General features: G+C 66.6%; 25 protein-coding genes. 8 read left to right on the forward strand and 17 right to left on the reverse strand.

Annotated elements, in window-relative coordinates:
- Positions 1-2 precede the first annotated feature (2 nt).
- From ECTPHS_RS02860 to ECTPHS_RS02875, 4 genes are all read right to left on the reverse strand, one after another.
- Positions 3-1,019, reverse strand: coding sequence for a branched-chain amino acid ABC transporter permease (locus ECTPHS_RS02860; protein WP_008931173.1), 1,017 nt, complete (start codon positions 1,017-1,019; stop codon positions 3-5).
- A complete protein-coding gene (locus ECTPHS_RS02865) occupies positions 1,019-1,894 on the reverse strand; it encodes a branched-chain amino acid ABC transporter permease (protein WP_008931174.1) in 876 nt (291 codons plus the stop codon). Before ECTPHS_RS02865 ends, ECTPHS_RS02860 begins: the two co-directional genes overlap by 1 nt.
- Before the next feature lie 76 nt (positions 1,895-1,970).
- Complete coding sequence (locus ECTPHS_RS02870) at positions 1,971-3,131, reverse strand: ABC transporter substrate-binding protein (protein ID WP_008931175.1); 1,161 nt, start codon at positions 3,129-3,131, stop codon at positions 1,971-1,973.
- A gap of 98 nt (positions 3,132-3,229) precedes the next feature.
- On the reverse strand, positions 3,230-5,599 hold the full coding sequence (locus ECTPHS_RS02875) for a DUF1631 domain-containing protein (RefSeq protein WP_008931176.1): 2,370 nt from the start codon (positions 5,597-5,599) through the stop codon (positions 3,230-3,232).
- Between the two features lie 134 nt (positions 5,600-5,733).
- On the opposite strand from ECTPHS_RS02875, the gene ECTPHS_RS02880 reads away from it, so the two are divergent.
- A complete protein-coding gene (locus ECTPHS_RS02880; protein ID WP_008931177.1) occupies positions 5,734-6,615 on the forward strand; it encodes an HDOD domain-containing protein in 882 nt (293 codons plus the stop codon).
- Positions 6,616-6,618: 3 nt separating this feature from the next.
- Here the strand turns inward: ECTPHS_RS02880 and ECTPHS_RS02885 are convergent, their stop codons facing one another.
- The 3 genes from ECTPHS_RS02885 to ECTPHS_RS02900 form a co-directional block, all read right to left on the reverse strand.
- Positions 6,619-6,906: an acylphosphatase gene (locus tag ECTPHS_RS02885; protein WP_008931178.1), complete on the reverse strand. Its 288-nt coding sequence runs from the start codon at positions 6,904-6,906 to the stop codon at positions 6,619-6,621.
- A 76-nt stretch (positions 6,907-6,982) separates the two neighbouring features.
- On the reverse strand, positions 6,983-7,570 hold the full coding sequence (locus tag ECTPHS_RS15070; protein ID WP_008931179.1) for a LysM peptidoglycan-binding domain-containing protein: 588 nt from the start codon (positions 7,568-7,570) through the stop codon (positions 6,983-6,985).
- A 129-nt stretch (positions 7,571-7,699) separates the two neighbouring features.
- A complete protein-coding gene (locus tag ECTPHS_RS02900) occupies positions 7,700-8,005 on the reverse strand; it encodes a DUF4398 domain-containing protein (protein ID WP_246828299.1) in 306 nt (101 codons plus the stop codon).
- A gap of 142 nt (positions 8,006-8,147) precedes the next feature.
- Between ECTPHS_RS02900 and wrbA the strand changes: the two genes are divergently transcribed.
- Entirely contained in the window at positions 8,148-8,768 is a 621-nt protein-coding gene (wrbA, locus tag ECTPHS_RS02905) for an NAD(P)H:quinone oxidoreductase (protein WP_008931181.1), read from the forward strand.
- The gene (locus ECTPHS_RS02910; RefSeq protein ID WP_008931182.1) at positions 8,765-9,106 is read left to right on the forward strand and encodes a DUF2069 domain-containing protein; all 342 of its coding nucleotides are present in this window, start codon (positions 8,765-8,767) and stop codon (positions 9,104-9,106) included. Before wrbA ends, ECTPHS_RS02910 begins: the two co-directional genes overlap by 4 nt.
- A gap of 9 nt (positions 9,107-9,115) precedes the next feature.
- Here the strand turns inward: ECTPHS_RS02910 and hda are convergent, their stop codons facing one another.
- Genes hda through ECTPHS_RS02925 form a run of 3 tightly spaced genes read right to left on the reverse strand, consistent with a single transcriptional unit; the run spans position 9,116 to position 11,443 of the window.
- Positions 9,116-9,811 carry a DnaA regulatory inactivator Hda gene (gene hda / locus ECTPHS_RS02915; protein WP_008931183.1) on the reverse strand — a complete coding sequence of 232 codons (696 nt, stop codon included), beginning with the start codon at positions 9,809-9,811 and terminating at the stop codon, positions 9,116-9,118.
- 34 nt (positions 9,812-9,845) lie between these two features.
- Entirely contained in the window at positions 9,846-10,403 is a 558-nt protein-coding gene (locus ECTPHS_RS02920; RefSeq protein WP_008931184.1) for a CDP-alcohol phosphatidyltransferase family protein, read from the reverse strand.
- On the reverse strand, positions 10,400-11,443 hold the full coding sequence (locus ECTPHS_RS02925; protein WP_008931185.1) for a DUF2066 domain-containing protein: 1,044 nt from the start codon (positions 11,441-11,443) through the stop codon (positions 10,400-10,402). The genes ECTPHS_RS02920 and ECTPHS_RS02925 overlap by 4 nt, the downstream gene beginning before the upstream one ends.
- 279 nt (positions 11,444-11,722) lie before the next feature.
- Between ECTPHS_RS02925 and purM the strand changes: the two genes are divergently transcribed.
- The 4 genes from purM to ECTPHS_RS02945 are packed head-to-tail and all read left to right on the forward strand — an operon-like array spanning position 11,723 to position 15,599.
- The gene (gene purM, locus ECTPHS_RS02930; protein WP_008931186.1) at positions 11,723-12,778 is read left to right on the forward strand and encodes a phosphoribosylformylglycinamidine cyclo-ligase; all 1,056 of its coding nucleotides are present in this window, start codon (positions 11,723-11,725) and stop codon (positions 12,776-12,778) included.
- Positions 12,778-13,440 (forward strand): phosphoribosylglycinamide formyltransferase, encoded by a 663-nt coding sequence (gene purN, locus ECTPHS_RS02935; RefSeq protein ID WP_008931187.1) that lies wholly within the window; start codon positions 12,778-12,780, stop codon positions 13,438-13,440. The genes purM and purN overlap by 1 nt, the downstream gene beginning before the upstream one ends.
- Positions 13,391-14,188 carry a DUF3108 domain-containing protein gene (locus ECTPHS_RS02940; protein WP_008931188.1) on the forward strand — a complete coding sequence of 266 codons (798 nt, stop codon included), beginning with the start codon at positions 13,391-13,393 and terminating at the stop codon, positions 14,186-14,188. Before purN ends, ECTPHS_RS02940 begins: the two co-directional genes overlap by 50 nt.
- Entirely contained in the window at positions 14,175-15,599 is a 1,425-nt protein-coding gene (locus tag ECTPHS_RS02945) for an NAD(P)/FAD-dependent oxidoreductase (protein ID WP_008931189.1), read from the forward strand. Before ECTPHS_RS02940 ends, ECTPHS_RS02945 begins: the two co-directional genes overlap by 14 nt.
- Before the next feature lie 24 nt (positions 15,600-15,623).
- On the opposite strand, the gene ECTPHS_RS02950 is transcribed toward ECTPHS_RS02945, so the two are convergent.
- From ECTPHS_RS02950 to pmbA, 3 genes are all read right to left on the reverse strand, one after another.
- Positions 15,624-16,640, reverse strand: a complete 1,017-nt coding sequence (locus tag ECTPHS_RS02950; RefSeq protein ID WP_008931190.1) for a peptidoglycan -binding protein — start codon at positions 16,638-16,640, stop codon at positions 15,624-15,626.
- Between the two features lie 44 nt (positions 16,641-16,684).
- Positions 16,685-17,836 (reverse strand): flagellar motor protein MotA, encoded by a 1,152-nt coding sequence (locus tag ECTPHS_RS02955; protein ID WP_008931191.1) that lies wholly within the window; start codon positions 17,834-17,836, stop codon positions 16,685-16,687.
- A gap of 149 nt (positions 17,837-17,985) precedes the next feature.
- The gene (gene pmbA, locus ECTPHS_RS02960) at positions 17,986-19,329 is read right to left on the reverse strand and encodes a metalloprotease PmbA (RefSeq protein ID WP_008931192.1); all 1,344 of its coding nucleotides are present in this window, start codon (positions 19,327-19,329) and stop codon (positions 17,986-17,988) included.
- Between the two features lie 68 nt (positions 19,330-19,397).
- On the opposite strand from pmbA, the gene yjgA reads away from it, so the two are divergent.
- Positions 19,398-19,913 (forward strand): ribosome biogenesis factor YjgA, encoded by a 516-nt coding sequence (gene yjgA / locus ECTPHS_RS02965; RefSeq protein ID WP_008931193.1) that lies wholly within the window; start codon positions 19,398-19,400, stop codon positions 19,911-19,913.
- On the opposite strand, the gene tldD is transcribed toward yjgA, so the two are convergent.
- Genes tldD through ECTPHS_RS02985 form a run of 4 tightly spaced genes read right to left on the reverse strand, consistent with a single transcriptional unit; the run spans position 19,907 to position 26,449 of the window.
- Positions 19,907-21,352, reverse strand: a complete 1,446-nt coding sequence (tldD, locus tag ECTPHS_RS02970; protein ID WP_008931194.1) for a metalloprotease TldD — start codon at positions 21,350-21,352, stop codon at positions 19,907-19,909. The genes yjgA and tldD overlap by 7 nt on opposite strands.
- Positions 21,353-21,378: 26 nt before the next feature.
- Positions 21,379-22,200: a carbon-nitrogen hydrolase family protein gene (locus ECTPHS_RS02975; protein ID WP_040404900.1), complete on the reverse strand. Its 822-nt coding sequence runs from the start codon at positions 22,198-22,200 to the stop codon at positions 21,379-21,381.
- A gap of 24 nt (positions 22,201-22,224) precedes the next feature.
- Positions 22,225-22,572 (reverse strand): hypothetical protein, encoded by a 348-nt coding sequence (locus tag ECTPHS_RS02980; RefSeq protein ID WP_008931196.1) that lies wholly within the window; start codon positions 22,570-22,572, stop codon positions 22,225-22,227.
- A gap of 43 nt (positions 22,573-22,615) precedes the next feature.
- Positions 22,616-26,449, reverse strand: coding sequence for a YhdP family protein (locus tag ECTPHS_RS02985; protein WP_008931197.1), 3,834 nt, complete (start codon positions 26,447-26,449; stop codon positions 22,616-22,618).
- Between the last annotated feature and the right edge of the window lie 27 nt (positions 26,450-26,476).

Here is a 26,476-nt window from a genome sequence, read left to right on the forward strand (position 1 = left end):
CCCTACTCCTGCCCGGGCGCCGGGGCGGAGGCCGGCCGCGGTCGCAGACGCCTGACGGCCTCGCTCAGGGTGGGCAACAGCCCCTTGGGCATGAAGATCATGGTCAGCATCAGGATCAGGCCGAACATCATCATCTCGTAGTCCTGAAAATCCGTCAGCAACTGGGGCAGCAGCATCAGCAGCACCGCGCCCAGGATGACGCCGTAGGTGGAGGCCATGCCTCCCAGCACCACCATGGTGATGAGTTCGATGGAATGCTCGAAGGAGGCCACCTGGGGGGTGATGAAACCGGTGTAATGGGCATAGAAACTGCCCATGACGCTGGCATAGACCGCGGAGATCACGAAGATCAGCAGCTTGTAATGGGAAGTATCCACCCCCACCACCCGGGCCGCCACCTCGGAACCGTGCACTGCCCGCAGGGCCCGCCCGATGGGTGAATCCACCAGGTTCTGGGCGATCCAGACCGCCAGCAGCAGCAACAGGGCCGCCAGGCCGTACCAGAGCAGCGCCCCGGAGACTTCCAGACCCAGCAGGGAGTAATGATCGAAAATGCTCAGCTCGGCGCCCATCACCGTGAGGGGCTCCACCGCCAGGCCGTCGGGTCCGCCGGTGAGCCAGCCCTCATTATTGATGACGATGGCGATGATGATACCCATGCCCAGGGTGGCCATGGACAGATAGTGTCCCTTGAGCCGCAGGATGGGACGTCCCAGGGTCCAGGCCAGGACCGCCACCAGCAGCGCGCCGCAAAGCAGCGCCGGGATCGAGGTCCAGCCATAGGTGCCGGTGAGAATGGCACTGGCATAGGCCCCCATGCCGAAGAAGGCCGCATGACCCAGGCTCACCTGACCACCGTAGCCCACCAGCAGGTTCAGGCCCACCACGGTGGCGGCGATCAGGGCGATCTGGGTGGCGATGTCCAGGTGAAACTCGTTACCCAAAAACAGGGGCAACAGCAACAGCACCAAGGCCAGCACCGGCAGGCCCGGCACGCGTTCAGGCAGTCGCAACGCCATCAGACACGCTCCGCCACACGAGCACCGAACAGACCGCGGGGCATGAAGAACAGGATCAACAGGATCAACAGGAAGGCCACCGCATCCTTGTAGTCGGAGGAGATGTAGCCCGCGGTCATGGCCTCGGCGATCCCCAGTAGCAGACCGCCCACCACGGCCCCCACGCCGCTACCCATGCCGCCGATGGCCGCGGCCACGAAACCCTTGAGCCCCAGCATGATGCCGATGTCATAGGCGGTCAGGGTGACGGGAGCCACCATGATCCCGGCCATGGCCCCCAGAACCGCCGCCAGCATGAAGGCCAGCATGAGCACGAACTGGGTGCGGATCCCCATCAGGCGGGCCGCCCCGGGGTTCATGGAAGTGGCCAGGATGGCCTTGCCCATCAGGGTACGGGTAAAGAACAGGGCCAGCAGCAGGACCAGGACACCGGCCACCGCCAGCACCCACAGGCTCTGGGTGTACATGACGGCACCCAGCACGTTCACCGACTCCGTGGCACTGAAGCTGGGCATGGCATGAAATTCCTTGCCCCAGATGATCTGCGCCAGCCCGCGCAGGAAGATGGAAGCCCCGATGGTGATGATGATCAGGGTGATCACGTCCGCCTTGCGGGCGGGGGCGATGGCCAGTTTGTGCAGCGCCACCCCCAGCACGGCCGCCAGGGCCACGGCCATGGCGATGGCCAGCGGCAGGGGCACCCCCATGGCCAGCAGGGAGACCGTGGACATGCCGCCGATCATGAGGAACTCACCCTGGGCGAAATTGATCACATGGCTGGCGTTGTAGACCAGGGTGAAACCCAGGGCCACCAGGGCATAGGTGGCGCCGATGGTGACGCCCGAAAAGAGGTACTGGAGAAACTCGGCAAACATGAATGAACCAGAGTGGATGTTGTGTCGGGAAAGTGAGTCACGGGGAGGGGCGGCACGCGTCCGCCCCCCCGGACGATCAGTCAACCAGTACCCACTGTCCGTCACGGACTTCCAGCAGGCGGAAGGACTCGGGCGCCAGGCCGTTGTGGTCATCCGGTGACATGTTGAATATGCCGGTGACCCCCACATGGCCCTGGATCTGCTCCAGGGCGGAACGGACCGCCTCGGGCTCGGTGGTGCCGGCGGCCTCGATGGCGGCCACCGCCAGCATCAGGGCGTCGTAGGCATAGCCGCCGAAAGTGGACACCGACAGGTTCCAGCGGGCCTCGTAGGCGGCCTTGTAATCCTGCACCACCTGCTTTTGCGGGTCATCATCGGGCAGGGCGTCGGGGACCAGCAGGGCGGAAGCCGGCAGGCGCACCCCTTCGGCGGCGGAACCGGCCAGATCCAGGAAGCGGTCGGAGGCCACGCCATGGGACTGATAGAAGGGCAGTTCGATCCCCAGATGGGCATAGTTGCGGGTGACGATGGCGGGCCCCTGACCGAAACCGAAGTTGAATACGGCCTGCACGCCCGGGGTGTTGCGGATCCGGGTGAGCTGAGCGGTCATGTCCGTGTCCTGGGGACCATAGGTCTGATCCGCCAGCACCTGAATGCCGAAATCGGCAGCCACCGCCAGGGTCTGCTCCCGGCCGGAACGACCGAAACCGTCGGTGCCCGAAATGAGGCCGATACCGGTGATACCGCGGGACTGCATGTCGGCCAGCACCCGTTCGGCGGCCATGCGGTCGGACTGCGGGGTCTTGAAGATCCAGGGGCGGACCGGCTCGGTGATCACCAGGGCGCCGGCCATGGAGATCATGGGACGACCGGCCCGTTCCACCAGGGGCACGGCGGCCATGGTGGTGCCGGTGGTACTGCCGCCGATGATCAGGTCCACCCGGTCGGAACGCAGCAGGCGATTGGCGAAGTTGCGGGCCTCGTTGGCGTTGCCGCCGTCATCGTAGTGGAACAGACGCAGGGGCCTGCCGATCACGCCGCCCGATGCGTTGATGCGCTCCACATACATTTCCAGGGTCTTGAGTTCGGGGTCCCCCAGAAAGGAGGCCGGCCCGGTGGCGGACACCAGGGCGCCGATCCGGATCGGTTCGGCGGCCATCGCGGGGGCCACCATCCCGCAGATCAACACGAGGATCAGCAGTACGGCGCGGTACGGAGAACGGTTCTTGGTCACCATGATTCCGGACACTCTTGTGGTTGCGAGGGAAAAATCCGCCTATAAAACCACAATAGCGCCGGGGGCGCCACCGACGAACGGCGCCCGGGGACCGAAGATCAACCCGGGTTCTCTTTCAGCTGCGCCATCAACCGACTGATGGCCCGGTCGAACACAGGCACGTCTTCGATGACGCGGGCACGACCGGCACGAAATTCCGCCGCCAGGGCATCCACCGTCATTTCCCGCACCTTGAGTTCCTGCTGATTGACGAAGAAGTACTTGCCGCTGATCAGGCTCTTCCAGGACAGCTTCATGCGCCGGGTCTTGCCCAGTTCCTCATCCTCGACCTCCAGCCAGGTACCGTCGCTGAGCTCCCGGGCCGTGAGCAGGTGCAGATCATCCACGGTCGCGGACTCGGCATCCCCCCCGGCGGGGGATTCATCGGGAAAGACCTGGAAACACCCCTCGGCGATGCGCTGATTGATTTCCGCCACCTTGCGGGCCATGAAACTGCGCCCATCCGTGGGGACAGGATCCGCCGTGACGGGGGAAGATTCGGCGACAATTTCGGCGGAGGCCTCATCGGAGACGACAGGCACCGTCGATGCACTCCCCCCGGACATCTTCTCCTTCACCATGCGCGTATGCTCGGCGGCCAGCATCCCGAGGATCTCCTGCTGCTCGGCCTGCGGCAGGGACATCCGGTTCATGCCCCCCTGAAGGGACTTGAGCAGGGAAGGCAACAACCGGGTCAACTGCTCCCGTTCCTCCTCGCCCTGCTTGGGAATCAGGCTCCAGACCAGCAGTGACGCCACGTTCAGGGCCTTCTGCCAGAGGGGACCGTGTTCCCCGTGCCTGAGATGGATCAGCACCAACAAGTCCTTCCAGGTACCCTCCAGCAGGCGGTGGACGGCCGGCGGCAAGCTCTGGCCGTCCAGAACATGCTCGATAGCCTCGCCGGCCACGGCCTTGGCCACCAGTAACTGTTCGCGCCCCTGGGCGACCTGAGCCGTTTCCTCCTCCCGACGGCCGGCCCGTTCGGCCTGGGAGGCACAAAAGGACTGGAAGTCCGCCAAGACCTCTTCGAACAGACCCACGTCATCCTCAAACTCATCCAGCAGACGCTCCACCACCGACTCGATCCTGGCTCGCGGCTCACCCCCCTCATCGGACGACTCGGACCAGCCCACGCCGGCTCGGGACAGCTCACTGAGGAGGCGACGGGCGGGATGGCGCTTGCGGCTGAAGAAACTCTTGTCGAGGATGGCCACTTTCAGTAGGGGGATCTGCAGGCGACCGATCAGCTCCTTGATGGGCGCGGGCAGTGCCGGGTCATCGAAGACGAACTCGAACAGCATGGAGACGATGTCGATGGCCGATTCGTCGGTCCGGTTGATGGCCACCGCCTGGCCGCCGTCGGGGTTGAGCGCGGTGATCACCGCCCCCTTGAGATCCGCAACGGGAACGCTGCGTCCCTCGACGGCAAGCTGATTCAGGGGAATGGCGGACAGTGCCGACAGCAGGGCTCCGGCGTCCGCCGTGGTGATGGCGGTCCCGGCGCCGGCACCGGGCCCCGAAACCGGCCTACCGACCACAGTACCGCCCGGGTGATGACCGGTTGCCGACGGGTAGCCTCCCCCACCACGGGCCAACCTTTCCAGCAGCAGCAAGAGATCTCCCTCCTCGCCGGAAGTCCCGCCGGCAGGCTCCTGTTCCGGTGCCGACCACCCGCCTCTTTCGGCCACATCGTCCCGCGCGGTACCACCGGTTGCGGCGGGCGCGGAGAACCGGCCCTCCGGCCGCAGATCCGGCAGGATCCCCATCTCCTGTAGATAGCGATTGACCTCCTGATACAGAGGCGGCAGATGGCCGATCACGAACTGGTCGAACAACTTGTAGATGATCAGCCTGATCCGGATATCCACATCCAGCACGTGCATCGCATCCCGAAAGGCATGACAGAAAGCCTTGGGGTCGAGGGGATTGTCGTCTTCCCCGAGGCCGGGGCGGTCCATCACCGCTCCCAGACGCCGACGCACCGCGTGGAGCTCGGCCTCGCTGACGCGACGCACCTTCGCCACCATGCCCTCGATGGCCAGATTCTCCTCCAACTCATCGGAGGCCACCAGGGAGAGTTCATCCGTGGAGGCCGGGGCCGTTTTCCAGCCACCGGGACCTGGACGCATGCAGACATCGAATACCCGCGCAATCTGGGTCACATACTCGCTTTCCATGGTGGAACGCTGACGACGCAGGGCGCGCATGGCATCAAAGAAAGTGGTCTGGGAGCGATTGTCCTCGGCCTTTTCCGCCAGCCTGAACAGCGCATCGTCGGCACCGTCCAGCATCTCCTTGAGCAGAGGTTCCACATGACGGGAGGCCAGGTTCCGGCAACGGCCGAGAATCTGGAAGGGAGCGGCCTGCTGGCCGCCGCGCCGCGCCGCGGCGTTGAAGGCGATCACATTCTCACGGGCTTTCTCATTCATGGCTGGCACCTGGGCAGGCGGATCGTACCGGCCGGCGTAGGGCGACGGACTGCGGTTGACTTGTGAGCCTTATAGTTCATATTACTCCTGTCAGACCCGTATCCACTTCAAAATTTCCATGGATGATCAGTGACATGGGCAATCTTCCCGACAGACGGTGCGACCTGGACGACCTGCTCGAGGATGTCTCCGGTCTGGTTTCGCCGCCGGAGATCATCATTCGCCTGCGCTCAGCCCTGGATGCACCCGGCAGTACCGCAAGTTCCCTGGCGGCCATTGTGGCACAGGATCCGAACCTGAGCGCACAGATCCTGCGCCTGGCCAATTCGGCCATGTACGGCCTGCCTCAGCGCGTGGAGACCGTCAGCCGGGCCATCGCCGTGATCGGCACCCGGGCCCTCTATCATCTGGCACTGGCGGTCACCGCCACCCATACCTTTTCCCGTCTACCCTGCGAACTGGTCAACATGGCCGTGTTTTGGAGACACAGTGTGTTCACCGCCCTGATCGCCCATGATCTGGCCCAGCGCTGCAACGTGCTGCATCCGGAACGGCTGTTCGTGGCCGGATTGCTCCATGACGTGGGCAGCCTGGTCCTGTATGGGCGCCACCCCGACCTGCTGCGGGAAACCATGCTGATCACCCGGGGATGCGAGCCGCTGCTGGCAAGCCACGAAAGGGAAATCCTAGGTTTTGATCATGCCGACGTGGGGGCGGAACTGCTGACCCGATGGGGTCTGCCGGAAAGCCTGCGAACAGCCATCAGACTGCACCACCAACCCGACAGGGCGCTAGGAACCGGGCTGGAGGCCACCCTGGTGCATCTGGCGGACATGCTGAGCAATCGCACCGAACAGGGTTGTTTCAGTGAATTCGGCCCCCGGGACGAGGAGATTCCCGATGCGATCTGGGAGCGTTTGGGCCTGGACCCGGAAGATGGGGAGGACTGCCGCGCCAACGTGGGCTGGCGCTTCATGGAAACCCTCACCGTCATCCTGCCCCAGGCCAGATACTGAAAATCAACCGGTGATGAAGCCTTCCGCCACCGGCCCCGTCAAGGGCTCGCAGGACACCTGATCCACCCGCGCCTGAGCAGGCCCCTCATGCAGCCATGCCTTGAGCCGGTCCACCTTGTCCGCAGGTCCGGCAACCACGACTTCCACCCGTCCGTCAGGCAGATTGATTGCGTGGCCACGCAATCCCAACGACACGGCCTGATGCTGGGTGGAGACACGGAAATAGACACCCTGCACCTTGCCGGACACCCGGCAAAGACAGGCCACTTCGTCATGGGACTTCACGGACACGAATGATGACTCCTCTGCAAAAAAAGGCCCGCGCAAGCGGGCCTTTTCAAGGCTTTCAGCAAGACGGCGCCGGCTATCAGCGCTTGGGGGTCAGACCGTACTGATCCAGGTAACGCAGGTCGGAACGCTCCACCGGACCGACGGCCCAGGCACCGCGGGTACGGGCATGGTGCACGGCGGCGTCCACATCCGCGGCGGACGGACGCAGCTCGATCTTCAGGCGCTGACCGGGGAAGATAAGGTCCGCATCACGGATCTGATCCGCATTGGCCCGGTAGATCAGCGGCCACTGATAGGGGTTGCCGTAGACGGAACTGCGACCGGAGATCTTCCAGAGGCTGTCACCGCGAACCACTTCATAGGTCATGTGGGTGGGTTCGGCCGCGGGGGCCGGTGCCGGTGCGGGGGCCGGCGCGGGAGCCGGAGCCGGCGCGGGGGCCGGTGCCCGGACGAACAGGTCCGGATCACAGACTTCGTTGGCGGCATCGCGGGTCCAGTAACCGGTGCGGACGCACTCCCCGGAGGCGGCGCTACGTGCGTAGGCCCCGCTGCCGTCCACCACATAGGCAGTGCCGACGGGAACCTCGGACACACTGGCGCAGCCCGCCATCAGAGCCGCCGAAGCCAGACCGGCGAGCAGAATCATGTTCTTTTTGGTATTCACGGCTAGAGCTCCATTTGAGACGTGTGCGAGGGGTGACCCTTCGAGGGCCTTTACCATGATTTTATACGATGGAAGCGGACATGGCGAATGGACGGTGGCCCGTCCGGCACAAGCACCCCTGTTCCAGAATCACTCGGCGGCGCGGATGCGTGCCTCGATGGCCAGTGCCCTGGCCTCCCTGGCCTGGCGGCGGGCCGCCTGGAACTCCCCGGCGGAGAGACTGCTCTCGGCCTGCTCCAGCAGACTCCTGGACCGCCCATAGGTCTCGGAGGCACGCACGGGCGCCCCCACTTCCTCGGCCGCCCTTAAGGCCTGCCGGGCATCGCTCATTTCCTGTACCGGTGCCATGGTGGCACATCCCGTGACCAGCAACGTCACGTATACTGCGATCAACAGGTGCCGGAACAAGGGTCGATGGCGGGATCTGGTGGGCACGATGCGGTGACACACTGCCTGGGTGTAAAAAAGACACTAGCACCTGACCCAAAAAACGTCAAGACAACAACCACCTACAGTCAAAACCTGTTGTAATTTCGTGAACTTCCTCAATGTACCTCCGACCCGCGAGGCCTTTTCCATGAGTCAGACTCCCGACATCGAGATCCTGGTGCTGTATTACAGTCGGTTCGGTGCCACCGCCCAGATGGCGCGCCATGTGGCCCGTGGCGTCGAAGAAGTGAAGCACTGCACCGCCCGCCTGCGCACCGTGCCACCCGTATCGGCCACCTGCGAAGCCGTCGACGAGGACATTCCCGCCGAAGGCCCCCCCTACGCCACCCTGGACGACCTGAGGGAATGTCGGGGTCTGGCCCTGGGTTCCCCCACCCGCTTCGGCAACATGGCCGCCCCCATGAAGTACTTTCTGGACCAGAGCAGCAGCCTGTGGCTGGCGGGCACACTGGTGGGCAAGCCGGCGGGGGTGTTCACTTCCACCGCCACCCAGCATGGCGGCCAGGAGTCCACCCTGCTCAACATGATCATTCCCCTGCTCCACCACGGCATGCTGATCACCGGTATTCCGTATACCGAGCCGGCCCTGAGCGAAACCACCTCGGGCGGTACCCCTTACGGCGCCAGCCACGTGGCCGGCGCCCAAGGCAACAATCCGCTGACGGACCATGAACGAATCCTGTGCCACGCCCTGGGGCGGCGCCTGGCACGAACAGCCCTGAGCCTTGCGCAAGGAAGCCGGGAATGAAGCGGAACGGATATCACCGGCTGGCCCTGGCCGGCCACCTGGGGCTGTTCGGCCTGATCTTCATCTGGACCCTCTGGATCGCCCCGCCGGAACAGTTCCCCCGGGCGATCCTGCTGGTGCTGCTGCTGGGGCCGCTGCTGCTGCCCCTGCGGGGGCTGCTCCATGCCCGTCCTCAAACCCATATCTGGACGAGCCTGCTGAGCCTGCCCTACATCCTGATCGGCAGTGCCCTGGCGGCAGCCGGCGAGCAGCGCCTTTACGGGGTGCTCATGGTCCTGCTCAGCCTGGCCCTGTTCGCGGGATGCGTCGGGTTTGCACAGACCATGAAAAAACGCTGATCCGGTGCGCTAGACACCCCCCAGAATATGCTTGACGAACCGCACCGTCACCCGGCGCCGGGTGGCCAGGGACTCCCTGTCCAGTTGGTCCAGCAGGGCGATCAGGGAAGGCAGGTCCCGACGATGGTGGCGCAGCAGATAGTCACAGACCTCTGGAGACAGATCGAATCCGCGCCGCCGGGCCCGCGCCATCAGGGCCTCGCATTTATGCGCATCACCCAGCACGCGCAACTGAAAGACCGCCCCCCACAGCAGGCGTGAACGGAGGTCCGGCAACGTGACCGGCAGGGACTGAGGCGCGGTACGCGACGCCATCAGAAGGCGCCCGCCGGTGTCGCGCACGCTGTTGATCAGATTGAACAGGGCCTGCTCCAGATCGGGCTCCCAGGGCATCCGGTCCAGGTCGTCCAGAGCGATCAGGTCCACGCCCTGCCAGCCCTCCAGCAGGTCCGGGCCGGCACCGGCGGTGATACCCATGGGCAGGTAGGCCACCCGCCCGCCCCATTCCGCCACCTCATGGCAGGCGGCATGCAGCAAGTGGGTCTTGCCCGCACCAGGATCACCAAACAGGTACAGCTGCCGCTCTCCCGTGCCCCGCGCCAGCCCCCTGACCGCTTCGGGCACGAGGGCCTGCCCCCCCGGGTGAAAGGTCTCGAAGTCCGTACCGTCACGGAGGGTGACGTCCAGGGTCAGCTGACGGGCCATGAACCCCTCGGCAACAGGACCGGATGCGCCTGAATCATGCCGTCGAACGCCAGTGCAGGTAGGCCTTGCGCCCCCAGGTAAAGACATAGGCCAGACCGCTGCTGATGGTGGTGAACAGGACCAGCATCAACATGCCGTCCAGATACCAGGCCGGCAGCGCCAGCACGCCGGCATTGACGATCACCGACAGCACCAGCACGATCTGAAAAAAGGTGTTGGCCTTACTGATGAACAGCGGCTGCATTTCCAGGCTGCGGGTCACCGCCCGAAAGGCCATGGCCCCCAGCACGATCACGGCATCCCTCGCCACCACCAGCCCGACCAGCCACCAGGGCAGCAACCCGGTCCAGGCAACGGTGAAATAGGTCCCCATCATGAGGATCTTGTCCGCCAGGGGGTCCAGATACCCCCCCAGCTTGGTATACCAGCCGTAGCGCCGGACCAGCCAGCCATCCAGGCCGTCGGACAGACCGGCGATGAGCAGCAGCCACAGCACCAGCACGTACTGATGAGTGGCCAGGGCCCAGATGATGGGTCCCGTCAGCGCGATCCGCATCAGGGTGATGGCATTGGGTAGCTGGCGCAAGTTCACCGCAATAACCTGAAGCCGATGGTTTCAATACCGTCCACCGCCGCCTCCGCGGCCTCCGGTACCAGGGTGGAGCCCAGCAGGGCGGCACGTTCCAGATCGCGCACGCCACCCCGCACCTGGACCAGGAACAGGGCCCGGTCCGGCGTCAGGCCATGGGGCCGCAAACGGGACACGACGGCCATGTCACCCAGGTAGTTGACCACCCGAAGATAGTCGGCCAGGGAGTCCACGCCGCCGACACTGACCATGACCCCGCCCCGCTCCACCTGCAGGCCGGCAACGGCCAGGCGCCGCCCCAGATGATCCGCCGCCTGATGCATGACCGAGGCAATTGCGGCATCCTGATCCTCGCCCTCGCTCTGCCACTGGGCGGATTCCTCGCCGGCATAGAGCTGCATTCGAGCCAGCCAGCGGCTGCCGGAAGGTTGTACCCGGGCCACCAGAACACCGCCGGGACCGTAACGACGGGATGCCCCCATCACGGGCTCATGGAATCCCCCCATCACGTCGGCCAGAGTCACGCGACCCTGGTCTTCCAGGTCCATGAGCGGAAACAGCAGCGGCAACCCCCGTTCCCGGGCGGTCCGCTCCAGAGCGGATCTTGCGGGGTGATCATCGGCCGATGACACCAGGCGGCGCTCCTGTCGATCCTGAACTCCCAGCCATACCAGCAGGGCGGGTCGATCCCCGGACCAGACCGGCAGTCCCGCCTCCAGCAGATGCCGTTCCACCGCACCGACATCGAAACGCACCCAGAGCAGACTGGTGGCCTCGTCGGGACCGTCAAGATAACGATATTGCTGGACGTGACGGGGTGCCTGCTCAAGCAAGGCAAGGACCCGGGAATCATCGAGCATGTCGCGACGCCCGGTCAGCCGGACGACCACCTGAGCCAGGGCCCGGTTGAAACCTTCCATGCGTTCGGGGCGGTCCCGGGAGGCCACGCTCACCTCGGCTTCCCCAAGAACTGGAGCGGTGTCCGCAATCCCGACCACCGGGGCGGCCGCCAGGGCCGACAACAGGAACAGCGTAGCAAGCAAGCGAAGTGAAACCAGGGTTCTCATCATTGTGCTCGGGACTGGGGCTACGGGCGTCGGACCCGTTAAAATAGCACAAATGACCTGAGGCCAAGCCTGTCGGTCGCGGTTTTCACCCTTGAACCGACCCGCGAAGATGGCTTGCCCCGCCCTCCCTTGGTAACATCGACGCACTGCGGGCCGAAAACGCCGCTGGGTATATCCTGCCCGGCGATTGCCTCCCATGGCGACCCGGCCCACAATCAGCGCATTGCACCCTCCCACGCAAGGTCAGAGTTTTCCATGGTCCAGAAAAACACTCCTCCCACCCAGGGCATCAGCTACCGTGATGCCGGCGTGGACATCGACGCGGGCAACGCCCTGGTGGAACGCATCAAGCCCCATGCGCAACGTACCCGCCGCCCCGGTGTCATGGCGGGCCTGGGCAGTTTCGGCGCCCTGTTCGAACTGCCCATCGCGGATTACAAGGAGCCGGTCCTGGTTTCCGGCACCGACGGCGTGGGCACCAAGCTCAAGCTGGCCCAGCAACTGGGCCGCCACGACACCATCGGCATCGATCTGGTGGGCATGTGCGTGAACGACATCATCGTTCAGGGTGCCGAGCCCCTGTTCTTCCTCGACTACTACGCCACCGGCAGCCTGGACGTGGATACCGCGGCGGACGTGGTCAAGGGCATCGCCGATGGCTGCGCCGAGAGCGGCTGCGCCCTGGTGGGTGGCGAGACCGCGGAGATGCCCGGCATGTACGCACCCGGCGAATACGACCTGGCCGGCTTTGCCGTGGGCATCGTGGAAAAGGCCCGCATCATCGACGGCAGCCAGGTCCGCCCGGGTGACGTCCTGCTGGGCCTGGCCTCCTCCGGCCCCCACTCCAACGGCTATTCACTGATCCGCCGCCTGCTGGAAATCACCGGCGCGGACCTGGACAGCCCCTGCGGCGAGGTCACCCTGGGTGACGCCCTGATGGCCCCCACCCGCATCTATGTCAAGCCTCTGCTGGAGCTGCTGCGCCAGCAGCCCGTCCACGCCCTGGCCCATATCACCGGCGGGGGCATTCTGGAGAACCTGCCCCGGGTGATGCCCGCCGGCACCGTGGCAACAGTGGATCCCCAGGCCTGGCCAAGGCCCCCGGTGTTCCAGTGGCTGCAGCAGGCCGGCGGCATCGAGGAACGGGAGATGCTGCGCACCTTCAACTGCGGTGTGGGCATGATCCTGGTGCTGCCGGAGGCTGCCGTGGCCGCCACCGAGGCCCTGATGACCCAGGCCGGCATCGACTGCTGGCGCCTGGGCGGCATCGCGGCCGCTGAAGGCGAAGCCTGCGTGGAGCTGACCCGCTGATGCGTCGGAGTCCGTTACCCGGTATCGTCGTCCTCATCTCCGGTTCCGGCACCAACCTGCAGGCCCTCATCGATGCCGCGGCCGACGGCCGCATTCACGGCGAGATCCGGGCCGTGATCAGCAACCGTCCCGAGGTGGCCGGACTGGACCGGGCCCGTCGCGCCGACATCCCGGCCCAGGTGATCAATCACCGGGACTTCCCCGACAGGGGCGCCTTCGATCAGGCCCTGATGGCGGCAATAGACCGCCATCAGCCTGATCTGGTGGTGCTCGCCGGCTTCATGCGCGTGCTCACCCCGGCCTTCGTGGCCCATTACGAAGGCCGCCTGATCAATATCCATCCCTCCCTGTTGCCGGACTTTCGTGGTCTTCACACCCATGAACGCGCCCTGGAGGCCGGTGTCCAACAGCATGGCTGCAGCATCCACTTCGTCAACACGGAACTGGACGGCGGGCCGGTCATCCTGCAGGCGAGCGTACCCGTACTGCCCGATGACACCCCGCAGACCCTGGCGGCACGGGTACAGCAACAGGAGCACCAGGCCTATCCCCAGGTGGTCCGGTGGTTCTGCCAGGGTCGGCTGACACTTCGCAACGGACAGGTATGGTTTGATGAACAACCCTTGCAGGCTCCCCTTCAATCACCCGCCGCGAACGACTGATCGGCACCGCATCCGGCGACATCGACCGCTGATCGCGCTGGCGCTGGCCGCCCTGCTGGCGGCCGCGCTGGTCCCGGCGGCCCAGGCCCAGACCCTGCCCTTTGTCCCGCCCTCCTACACGGCGGAATACCGGGCGCAGAAGATGGGGCTGACGGTGGTGGCCAGGATCACCCTGACCCGGGAGGGGGATCGCCTGCGCTATCGGGCCCGGGTCCGGCCCACCGGCATGCTGTCCTGGGTGCGCAACGACGAGATCATCGAGCAAAGCATCCTGCGACTGACCCCCGCCGGGCTACGCAGCGAGGAATACCTCTACAGTCATACCGGCGCCAGCCGGGACCGGCGCACCGAGATCCACTTCGACTGGGAGACCCTCAAGGCCAGCGGCACCCACAATGGCCGGGCCTTCGAGCTGGACATTCCCGACCGGGCCATCGACCGCTTCGCCCTGCAGCTCTCCATGATCCACGATGTCTGGAGCGGACAGCGTGAATTCACGGAAACCATCGTCGAGCGCAACCGCATCCGGACCTACGAATTCACGGTGGGAGCCCCCGAAACCATCGACACCCCCATGGGTGCGGTGGAAGCCATCCCGGTCACCCGCTACAACCAGGAACGGGATACCACCGTCAGTACCTGGTTCGCCCCCCGCCTCAACTATCTGCCGGTCCGCCTGGAACAGCTGGAGGACGGTGAGCGGCTGGTCCTGACCATCCAGTCGGTGGAGTGGCATGACAACCGCTGACCCGGTTCTGGCCTGTGATCTGGCCGTCATCGGCTCCGGCCCCGGCGGCTACCGGGCGGCGGTGCTGGGGGCCTTGCGGGGACTGTCCGTGGTCATCATCGAAAAGGCCGACTGGGGCGGATGCTGCCTGAACCGGGGCTGCGTGCCCAAGAAGGACTGGTATCACACCGCCCGCCTGATGGCGGCCCAGACGCACTTTGCCGGGCGCGGCCTTGATGGGCCACTGCGGGCGGACCTGGGCCGGGCCTGGGAACATCAGCGCCGGGTGGTCGACGGCATCCGGACTCGCTACCTGGACTACCTGCATCACCTGAAGGTGACCCGGCTCGACGGCCATGCCCGCTTCCTGGATCCGCAACACCTGTCGGTGGCGCATCCCGACCGACCGGCCCAGCGGGTCCGGGCCGACCATGTCATCATCGCCACCGGCGGACAGGCGCAGATACCGGCCCCCTTCAAGGCCATCCCCGGCAAGGTGCTCACCACGGACATGCTGTTCGACGCCCCGCCGCCGCCGGGCGAGCGGGTGGCGGTGATCGGCAGCGGCGTGGTGGCCACCGAATTTGCCTATATTTTCAGTCAATTGGGGAGACAGGTCACCTGGCTGGCCCGTTCCCCCATGCTGCGTCGCCTGCCCCTGAGCCGGCCGGCCCGGGATGCCCTGACCCAGGCCCTGGCACGGCAGGGGCTGCACCTGCGCAACGGGATCGGATTCGAGGCGATCACGGTGACCGATGACGACGTCCGGCTACACCTGACAGGGGATGAGACCCTTGCCGTGGACTGGGTTTGCCTGGGGACGGGACGCCGCCCCCATACCGAGGGGCTGGCGCTGGAGCAGGCCGGGATTCGCACCGACGACCGGGGATTCATCCGCCGCAACGGACAGCTGCAAACCGATGTCCCTCACATCTACGCCATTGGCGACGTGGCCTGTGAATGGATGACCGCCAATCATGCCTTGGCCGAGGCCACCACCGTCATCGGCCACATCCGGGACGGGCAGGCACGACACCTGGACCCGCTGCGGGTGCCCATGGTGGTCTACAGCGCCCTGGAACTGGCCCGCCTGGGGATGGATGAAACCATGGCGGAAGACACCGGACACGAACCGGCGGTGGGTTTTGCCGCCTTCGCGACGTCCCCCAGCGCCCTGGGCCAGGATGACACCGAAGGCTTTGTGCGCCTGATCGCGGACATGGACACCGGCGCCCTGCTGGGGGGCGAGATTCTGGGTGCCCAGGCCGGAGAATTGATCCATCTGCTGTCCCTGGCTCCGGACCGGGACACGGCCCTGGCGTGGATCGCCCGGGGGGCTTTCAACCACCCCTCGAGAACGGAAGAGATACTCAATGCGGCGGAAACCCTGGCCGGCAAATGGGGGCTGGAAGACCGGGTCTTCGGTCTCTGAAACCCGCCGGCCCGCGCCATCGGGTCACTGTTCCGGCGCGCTGGTCAGGCGCATCTCGATGCGCCGGTTGCGGGCCAGTGCCGCCGGCGTATCCGCCGGGTCCAGGGGGTGAAACTCTCCATACCCCGCCGCCGCCAGGCGCCGGGGCGCCACCCCGCGATCGATCAGGTAGTCCACGATGCGCTGCGCCCGGGCGGTGGAAAGCTGCCAGTTGGACGGAAACTGCTCGGTGCGGATGGGGCGCCGATCCGTATGCCCCTCCACCATCAGCACCCAATCGATATCCGCGGGGATGCGCTGCTCGATCTCCCGCACCAGCACCGCCACCCGGTCCAGCCGCGCCTGCCCCGCCGCCTCCAGATCGGCGGAACCCGAGGCAAAGAACAACTCCGACTGGAACCGGAAACGGTCGCCGACGATCTGGATATCCTCCACGTCCGCCAGTGACTCCCGCAAACGCCCGAAAAATTCCGAGCGATACCGGGCCAGTTCCTGCACCCGGTCCGCCAGGGCGAGGTTCAGGCGCTCACCCAGGTTCTCCACCTGCAGCCGCTGGGCCACGATCACCGCCTCCCGCGCCTCCAGGGCCTGATTGAGGGCGGTCAGCTGCAGTTGCACCTGCTCCAGCTGCCACTGCAACTGCGCCAGGTCCGTCTGGGCTTCCATCCCCAGGACCCGTTCCCGGGTCAGGTCTTCCTGGACCTGCATCAGCAGCCGACGGTCCGCGTCCCGTGCCTGCAAGGCGGCCTCCCGCTCCTCGAAGGTGGTCTGCAGGGTGGCGGTGAGGGCGTGGATACGCCCTTCCAGGCGCGCGTTGTCCGCCTCCTTCAGGGCCAGGGTCCGGGACAACTCGCCGATGCGCTGGTGCAGGGTTTCCACGGTCTGGTCCCGCTGGAGCAGGACATCGGAGAGATGGAACTGGGATACCACGAACAGCATGAGCAGGAAGACGAAGACCAGCACCACGGTGGCCAGCACGTCCACGAACCCGGGCCAGATGTCCAGGGAGGCACGACTGCGGCGGCGACTGGAGGGCAGCATGGGGGGTCAGCAGGCTCCGGAGGGTGTCGCTGGACAGTGCATCATCATTCCCGCTCCCGCCCCCCTTCCCCCAGGCGGGCCGCCGTGCGGGTCATCAGGCGGACCTCGTCACGCAGCACGCTGATGAAATGCCCTCGGTCCTCGCCCAGCTGCACCCGCAGCTCCGACAGGGTATCGGCCACCCCGGACAGGTGCCGGCTCATCTCCTGCTCACTGTCGGAACGGGCACCGGTGGCTTCGGCCAATCGCTCCAGCACCCCCTGCAGCTCCGACTGGGTGCGGGCCAGCCCGAGCATGGCCTTCTGCTCGCCGCGCACCAACTGGGCCACCTCCGCCACTTCCTGGGTCAGGGCGATCAGCCGCTGGTCCGTGAGCCGGCGCTCCTCCTCCCCCCGGGCCATCAGGCGCTGGAGCTTGTCCAGGCTGTCGGAAGTCTGTTCCAGCAGGGCCTGGATATAGGCCGGGACCGTCCCCTCCCCCTCCGACACCAGGGCGCCGGTGGAGAGGCGGGTGAGGCCCGAAAGCCATTCCTCCAGTTCGTTGTAGAAGCGATTCTGGGCATGACCCGCCTGCAGGTCCACAAAGCCCAGCACCAGGGCGCCGGCCAGCCCGAACAGGGAAGAGCTGAAGGCGGTCCCCAGCCCCGAGAGGGGTTTCTCCAGACCGCTCTGCAGGGCGGCAAAGGCCCCGCTCATGTCCTCGCCGCCGATACCCATGTCCGAGATCACTGCACTCACGCCCCGCAGGGTATCCAGCAGGCCCCAGAAGGTTCCCAAAAGCCCCAGGAAAACCAGCAGACCGATGAAATAGCGGGACAGATCGCGGGACTCGTCCAGGCGCATCCGGATCCCGTCCAGCAGGGTGCGCATGGAGACGGTGGACAGGGTGAACTGGTCGCCGCGCCGCCCGGTCAGCAGGCGGGCCATGGCCCCCAGCAGCCGGGTACGGGGGAGCTGGGCGGCCTCCGGGGCATCACTGGCGCGGAAGGCCTCGATCCAGCGCACCTCGGGATTGAGGATCAGCACCTGCCGGTAGTTCACCACCAGTCCCACCAGCAGCACGAACAGGATCATGCCATTGAAGGCTGGATTGGCCAGAAAGGCTGCCAGCAGGGGACCGGACAGCAGCAACGCGGCCGCCATGACCGCGAGCAGAAAGACGCTCATCCAGATGATGCTGTCCCTGGTCTTGCGCATGCGATGGCTCCCCCGGCCGGATGATCGCGAAATGGAGAGGGTAACCCGGCAACCACGGCCGCCCCTCACCTCCCCTCTCCCACAAGGGGAGAAGGGCTTATGGTAACAAGACCGTGGGTGGGATTGCTGTGGAACCGGTCGGGTTCAGGTCAGTCGCCGGCGACGGTGAGCCCGTCGATCAGCAGGGAACCGGTCCGGATATTGGCGCGCAAGTCCACGTCCGAACCCACGGCCACCAGATTCATGAACATGTCCTTGAGATTGCCCGCCACGGTGATCTCCGAGACCGGGTACAGGATCTCGCCGTTTTCCACCCAGAATCCGGCCGCGCCCCGGGAATAGTCGCCGTTGACCATGTTGATGCCGTGACCGATCAGTTCGGTCACCAGCAGCCCCGTGCCCATCTCCCGCAGCAGGGCCCGGGCATCCCCGGTGCCCGGGTCAATGGTGAGATTGCGCACGCCGCCAGCGTTCCCCGTGGTTTCCATCCCCAGTTTGCGGCCAGAGTAGCTGTCCAGGGCATAGGATTCCAGATGGCCGTCACGGACCAGATCCCTGGCCCGGGTGGCCACCCCCTCGCCGTCGAAGGGGGCACTGCCCAGGGCGCGGGGGATGTGGGGCTGCTCGTGGATGTGCACGAACTCAGGAAAGATGCGCTCCCCCAGCCGGTCCACCAGGAACGAGGACTTGCGATACAGGGCGCTGCCGCGGATGGCGGCGACGAAATGCCCCAGCATGGAACGGGCCACATCCGGGGCATAGAGCACGGGAACGCGGCGGGTGGAAAGACGCCGGGCATTGAGACGGCGCACCGCCCGGCGGGCGGCCTCGACACCCACGGACTCGGGGGTTTCCAGGGCACCGGCCTCGCGGGCCACGGTGTACCAGTAATCCCGCTCCATGGTGCCGCCGTCCCCCGCCAGCACGGAGCAACTCAGGGAATGCCGGGTGGCGGCGTAGCCGCCGACGAAGCCATGGGTGTTGCCGTAGATGGCGGTGCCCCGAAAGGTGTTCACGCTGCCGCCTTCCGAATTGACGATCCGGGCATCCTCGGCGCGGGCCGCGGCCTCGCAGCGTCGGGCGATCTCGATGGCGTCATCGGCCTCCAGGTCCCAGGGATGATCCAGATCCAGGGCGGGATAGTCCCGGGCCATGAGCCCGGCGTCGGCCAGGCCGGCACAGGGATCCTCGGCGGTATAGCGGGCGATCCGGCAGGCGGCCTCGGCCACCTCCCGCAGGGATCGGGCACGCAGATCGGAACTGCTGGCGGAACCCTTGCGCCGGCCGATGTAGACGGTGACGCCCACAACCTGGTCACGATGAAACTCCAGGGTTTCCACCTCGCCCAGGCGGACATTGACCGACAGGCCGGTATCGTGGCTGACTGCCACCTCGGCGGCCGTGGCCCCGGCGCGACGGGCCTCGTCCAGGACCTGCCCGACGAGCTGTTCCAGCGCCTGCGCATCGAGAACCGGGGTCTGGGGTTCGGACATGAGATCTCCTTTGGTCATGGGTGTGGGTGATACTCGTTGAAGGGCGTCTTCGGGATACACTATGCCCCATGACGACCCATGATGAACTGGATGAATTCGACCGCCCCAGCCGCGGTGCCCGCAAACGGGAGGCTCAGGCCGCCAAGGACCTGGGCGAGGCCCTGCTTGAGCTTTCCGAGGCGGACCTCAAGGCCCTGGACCTGCCGGAACGCCTGCTGGACGCCCTCCGCCACTGCCGCGGCCTGCGCAAGGAGGCCCTGCGACGACAGCGCCAGTATATCGGCAAGCTGATGCGTCAGGTGGACACCGGCCCCATCCAGGCGGCCATCGAGGCCAGGGAGGCGGCTCGCCGTGCCCAGGCCCGACGGTTCCACCAGATGGAGCAGTGGCGGGACCGCCTGATCGCCGAGGGGGAAACGGCGCTGGCCACCTTCTGCGACGAGTATCCCCGGGTGAACCGCAAGCGCCTGGCGGCACTGGCCGCCGACGCCCGCTCGCAACGTCCCGGGGCATCCCGGGCCCTGTTCCGCCTGGTGTCCGACACGATGCAGACATCGGACGGCCCGTCGCCAGAGGGTCAGTGACTGGTGCCGCCCACCGTCAGGCCGTCTACCCGAAGGGTCGGCTGTCCGACCCCCACCGGCACGCTTTGACCTTCCTTGCCGCAGGTGCCCACGCCGGTATCCAGGGCCAGGTCATTGCCCACCATGGAAATCCGGCTCATGACCTCGGGGCCGTTGCCGATCAGGGTGGCGCCCCGTACCGGCCGGGTCACCTTGCCGCCTTCGATCAGATAGGCCTCCGAGGCGGAGAAGACGAACTTGCCGGAGGTGATGTCCACCTGACCACCGCCGAAATTCACCGCATAGAGCCCCTTGTCCACCGAGGCGATGATCTCGCCCGGGTCATGGGCGCCCGCCAGCATGTAGGTATTGGTCATGCGGGGCATGGGCAGATGGGCATAGGACTCGCGGCGACCGTTGCCCGTGGGCGCCAGCCCCATCAGCCCGGCATTGAGCCGGTCCTGCATGTAACCCTTGAGGATGCCGTCCTCAATCAGCACCGTGGACTGGGTGGGGATGCCTTCATCATCCACGTTCAGTGAACCGCGCCGCCCGGCCAGGGTGCCGTCATCCACCACCGTCACCCCGGATGCCGCCACCTTCTGCCCCAGCCGGTTGCTGAAGGCCGAGGTACCCTTGCGGTTGAAGTCACCTTCCAGGCCGTGGCCCACGGCTTCGTGGAGCAGCACGCCGGGCCAGCCGGACCCCAGCACCACGGTCATGGTGCCCGCCGGGGCCTCGTCCGCCTCCAGGTTCACCAAGGCCTGACGCACCGCTTCCCGGGCGTAGCCCAGGCCCCGATCCTGATCCAGGAAGAATTCGTAGCCACTACGCCCGCCGCCGCCGCTGGAGCCCTGCTCCCGGCGCCCCTTGTCGTCCTCGGCAATCACATGGACATTCAGGCGCACCAGGGGCCGCACATCCGCCGCCACGGTACCGTCGGTGTGCATCACCATCACCACCTCATGGACCCCGGCCAGACTGACGATCACCTGGCTCACCCGGGGATCCTGACGCCGGGCCTCCGCGTCCAGGCGCTGCAACAGATCGATCTTGGCATTCTCGTCCAGGGTCCCCAGGGGGTCCACCGGCAGATACAGGCGGTGTCCCGCCTCCCGCCGACGCACCGGCACCGTGCCGTCACGATGATCCCGGCCGATGGCCCGGGCGGCGCGCCCCGCCTCCATCAGGGAGGGCAGCAGAATCTCGTCGGAATAGGCAAAACCGGTCTTGTCGCCGGACAGGGCGCGTACCCCCACCCCTTGCTCGATGTTGTAGCCGGCATCCTTGACGATGCCGTCCTCCAGCATCCAGGACTCATGGCGGGAAAGCTGAAAATACAGGTCGCCCCCATCCAGCCCGGGACCGCACAGGGTCCCGAGCACCCGGTCCAGGTCGGCCTCGGTGAGGCCGGCGGGTTCCAGCAGATGCAGGCGGGCGGTATCCAGGGCTTGGGTCATGAACAGGGCCTTTGGTCAGTGTCTCGTTAGAGGTTGCAGGACAGTCGGCGATGGTAGATGGACGGGAAACTGCGTCGGATGGACTGTTGCCGCTCCCGGTCCAGGGTGCCGGTCACGACCCCTGAACCGCGGGGCAGACGATCCAGCACATTGCCCCAGGGATCGACCACCATGCTGTCTCCGTGGGTCTCGCGACCGTTGACGTGATAACCGCCCTGGGCCGCGGCCACCACATAGACCTGGTTCTCGATGGCCCGCGCGCGCACCAGGGCTTCCCAGTGGGCGCGGCCGGTCACGGCGGTGAAGGCCGCCGGCAGCACCACGATCTCCGCGCCCTGGTCCAGCAAACCCCGGTACAGTTCCGGGAACCGCAGGTCATAGCAGACCGACAGCCCCATCACCCCGAAGGGGGTCTCCACCACCACCACCCGGTCACCGGCGACGATGGTCTCGGATTCCTCGTAGTGCTCGTCGTTGTCCGGCAGATGCACGTCGAACAGGTGGATCTTGTCGTAACGGCCCACCACCCGTCCCTGATCGTCGTAAACCAGGCAGGCGGCGTACACCTTGCCCGGATCCGGGCATTCCATGGGAACCGTCCCCCCCACCAGCCAGATCCCGTGACGGCGGGCCTGCTCCGCCAGGAAATCCTGGATCGGCCCTTGGCCCGGTGCCTCCCGCACACCCACCTTGTCATGTTCGGACATCCCCATGAGGGCGAAGTTCTCCGGCAGGACCACCAGGCGGGCACCGGCCTGGGCGGCCTGGGCAATCAGGCGTCCGGCTTCCTGAAGATTGGCACTCAGGTTGGTCCCCGAGGCCATTTGAATGGCAGCGGCAATCGTCACGTTAATTCCCTTGGCTATTGCGGTTCAGGGTAGGGGTTGCAGAGACAGTTCCATCCGGCCGGTCAGGCCCTCCCCCGCGATCCGAATGATATCGGCGGAAGGGATGCCCAACGCCACCAGCCAGTCCTGCAGTTCGGCGGCCCACAGCCGGCCCTGCTCCCCCGGAGGATGACGCAGGATCACCTGCCCGCCACCCCGGGACTCGTAGCGGGACAGCAGGCTGCGCAGGGCCGGTTCGGCCACCAGGGAACCGGCATCCCGGGGGCGGGTCCAGACATCGGCATCGAGGGTAAAGACGGGCTCGCCCGCCGGCAGGAGAAGGGGAAAACACAGCAGGATCAGGGTCAGGCCCCGGCGCAGGATCGGCAACATGGCGCTACTATAGCAACAGTCGGCTCAAAATGACGACAGTCCCTCAGGAGCCCCGTCCGTCGGGGACCCGGGCCACCGCTTCCACCCGAGGTGACGACCAGTCTCCCGTCACCCGGTACTCCACCCGGGCTGCCTCGTCGATGCGCTCCCCGACCCCCAGCACCCGGTCGAAAACGAAGACCGCCAGGCCCGCCACCGGACCACCGAGCAGGGCACCGGCCAGGGGCAGCGTACTCTTCACGCTGGGGGTCACGGTAATGGTCTGGTCATAATCCCTGGCCTCCACCCCGGTCCGACCTTGAATGCGGATGCGGGCCGCCGGTCCCTGGATACTCAGGTCCTGGGTACGCACATTGCCCTGTCCGAGCTGGAATGCCCCTTCCAGATGATCAAAGGCAAACCCGCGTTGGAAAAAGTCCCGGAAATCCAGGGCCAATCGCCGGGGCAGCAGGTCAAGGCTGAACAGCCCCAGCAGTCGGCCCGCACCGGGGTCCACCTCGGTCAGACGTCCGTCCTCCACCCGCACCCGTCCCTCGCCTTCCAGGGTGGACCAGTCCGGGTGGGCGGGCGTATCAGGCCATTGCAGCCGTGCCTGCAGCCCGGCCTTGCCGCCACGGAAGACGGGCTGGAAACCCAGCAGGCCCAGGCTGCGTCCCAGATCCTCGCTTTCCAGGTCTACCCGCAGCAGGGTCTCGTGGGCGTCATCGTCCCGTCTGAGCCAGTGTCCCTCCGCCCGCCCCCGGGTCAGGCCCTCGCCATCGACGAGTGATAGGACGCGGATGCCAAGACCGTCGGGGCGGGGCTCGGTTTCCAGCCGTAGGTCCTTGAGCCGATGTCCCTGCAGCACCAGCCACTGGGCGGACAGGCGCAGGGGCGGCAAATTTCCCGGATCCGGCCGGACCCGATCCTCGGCGGCCTGCACGGCCGGCCCCTCCAGCCGGTCCAGATCCAGCCACTCCAGGTCCATGAGCAGGGCATCTCCATCCTGAAGGGGCCACTGAATGGTCCCCAGCACCATGGGAGACGCCACCTGCGCCTGCCAGTAGCGCGACTCACGGCGGGCATGCAGGCTCAGGTCATCGATGCGCCGCCCCGCGACCTGCAGACGGTCCAGATGCAGGTCCAGTTCCCGCAGCCCACCCTCGCCGCCGGCGGGAACCCAATCGCCGATGTCATCCAGCACCGTCATCCAGTCATCCAGGGACAACCCGGAGAGATGGCCCCTGACCCGCAAACCCTGCGCGGGCAGGGCGGCGGCCTGACCGCCCAGGCGCAACTCGCCCCGTCGCACCTGCCCCGCCTCGTCCAGAGTGAACAGGGCGCGCAGATCCTCGCCCAGCGTCACCCGAAACGGCGGCGCGCCCTCATCCCGTCCCAGGGGAATCCTTACCGCCAGGGGACGGAGCGCCTCCGGCGTCTTGGCCAGCGGCAGGGGCAGGCTGGAACGGACCCCCACCAGGTCCGACGACAGGTTGAGCACGCCCCGGGACACCCCCTCGGGCGGCACGGTCAGACGCGCCTCCCAGCGGGCGCTGCCTTCCACCCAGTCCAGCCAGGGTTCGGAAACGATGCCCCCCAGCAACCCCCGGATCGGCTGCGGACCGACGGCCCGAACCTCCAGGGCACCGGCGGGACTGCGATCCATCCGCATCTCGATACGGGCCTCGTTGAGCCGGGCGGACACATCCCTGGCCCGGGCGCTGCGCTCGGTGAAATCCACCACGCCCCGCACCGCGTCCAGCACCAGCGGCGGGTCCGCCAGGGACAGCCGGTTGCCGTCCAGGGTCAGGCGCCCCCGGACCGTGTCAGGCCGTACCAGGGCTTCCCGGTCCTCCAGGGGGATGTCGATGCGTATCTCCAGCCCCGCCTCGCCCCGGGCCGAAACGCCGGCCAGCAGGGTCTCCAGCCCTTCCCCCAAGGGGCTTTCGCCGACGAAACGCAGATAATCCCGAGCGGGTCCCCTCGCCTGTCCCTCGATAGTGAGCACGGGGCTTTCAAGATCCTCGATCCGCACCCGGGCATCGCGTATGCGGGCATCGAAGACCCTTGCCTCTCCGTCATGAATCCGCATGCCCTGGTTACGAAATTCCAGGGTGGCCGAAATCGCTTCCAGGCGTGGCCAGCCGTCTTCGTAGTCCAGCACCCCCTCCTCCACCCGGGCGATGACCTGGAACACCCCCTCATCCTCGCGGAAGGGAAAGTCACTGAACCGCCCCCGGAACAGCAGGCCGCCCTCGACCACACGGCCATCGAGGATGCCGCGACTCAGCCACTGATACGTTTTCTCGGGCAGGATTCCCCGGGGCAGGTAATGTGCCGTCCGGGCACCCTCACCCTCGGCAAAGGACAGCTGCAGGTCCATGCCGGGTTCTTCCCCCAGGTGGATCATCCCCTGCCCCCGGGCCTGCAGATCGGCATTGGCCAGCACCAGTCCTTCCAGATGCAGTCTGGGTACATCGGGTCCCGGCAACCAACGTACCAGCCCCTGCAGGGTATCGGCCCGCAACTCGTGGTCGAACAGGGTCGGCAGCGCCATCCCCAGACCGGCGCTGTCCAGCCAGAGCTCCCCCCCCTCCTCGGTGAAGGCAAAGGCACCGTCCGCCCCCTCGATCCCCGGCAACACCGACCAGGGGGCCATGCCCGCCCCCTGGAACCGTCCGTCGGTCACGAAGCGGGGGCTGCCGTCACTGGGTAGGGTCAGGGCCAGGCGGGTTTCCGTCAACGTCCCCCTGGGGGAGAGCGACGCCAGCAGGGACTGGAAGGGATTGTCCACCCAGGGTTGATGCAGAACCAGGGGCAACAGGTCCTCCAGACGCAGGTAGTCCAGCCAGACATTCACCTGAAGGCCCCCGGCATCCTCCACCAGGCTCAGGTCCAGGCCGCCATCGGGCCAGTGATCTCCCTCCTGGCGCGATAGCCTCAGCCCGTCCACCCGCAGGTCCCAGCCCCCTTCACGGGCATACCAAAGCCATCGCCCTTCCAGGGCTTCCAGCATCGGCACGGGCAGATCGTCTTGCGCCAAGGAAGCCATCTCCAACCGGCGCAACGCCAACTCCAGGTAGGCCCGCTGCAGGTTGCCGCGACGCCAGTGCAGCCACAGCCGGCCATCCAGGTTGCCCGTGCGCAGCCCCAGGGCGCCCCGGGCGTCCTCGGGCAGGCCCGCCAGTTCCAGCCCGTCGGCCTGGATGAAGGCCTTGCCGCTCCAGTCATCCCAGTGGCCGGCATGGTTCATGTCCATGCCCACCCGAAGCGAGCGGCCCAGCTCATCGGGCAGAAAGACCTCCCCGGCCATGCGTACGCGACGGGACTCCAGCGAGATGTCCAGGTTCAGGTCGTCGAACTGATAATCGATGCCCAGTCGCCGATCCTCCCAGCGCAGACGGCTTTCACTCAGAGTGAAGGCCCGGCCCACCAGCAGGGCCAGCACGTCCGGTGATGGCGCGGATGCCGGGGTATCGGGGCGCGGGGGCAACGGGTCCACGCCTCGTACCTGCACTCGCCCGTCTGCGTCCCGCAGCAGGTGCAGATCGGCGCCCCGCACTTCCACATGCCCCAGTACCGGTCGGCCCTGCCGCAGGCTGCGCCACAGGGCCAGGCCCAGATCCAGATGCGCCAGCACCAGGATCGGCTCAGCCGCGTCGGCACCATGGACCTGAACATCGGACACGGTGACCCGGGGTGACAGGATGCGCCATCGGGCGTGGAATGCCCCCACCGTGACCCGCTGGCCGGACTGTTCGGAGAGGAACCGCTCCAGCGGTGTGCGTAGCCCATCCAGTTGCGGCGCGATCAGCCGCAGACCCGCCACCAGGGTTGCCGCCACCAGCAGGCTGATGACCAGAATACGCAGACTGACGGCCAGGGCGGGTCTGAGCAAGCGGCGGACTCCTCAAGGTCCGGGGCG

It is taken from the genome of Ectothiorhodospira sp. PHS-1 (assembly GCF_000225005.1).
Classification (GTDB): domain Bacteria; phylum Pseudomonadota; class Gammaproteobacteria; order Ectothiorhodospirales; family Ectothiorhodospiraceae; genus Ectothiorhodospira.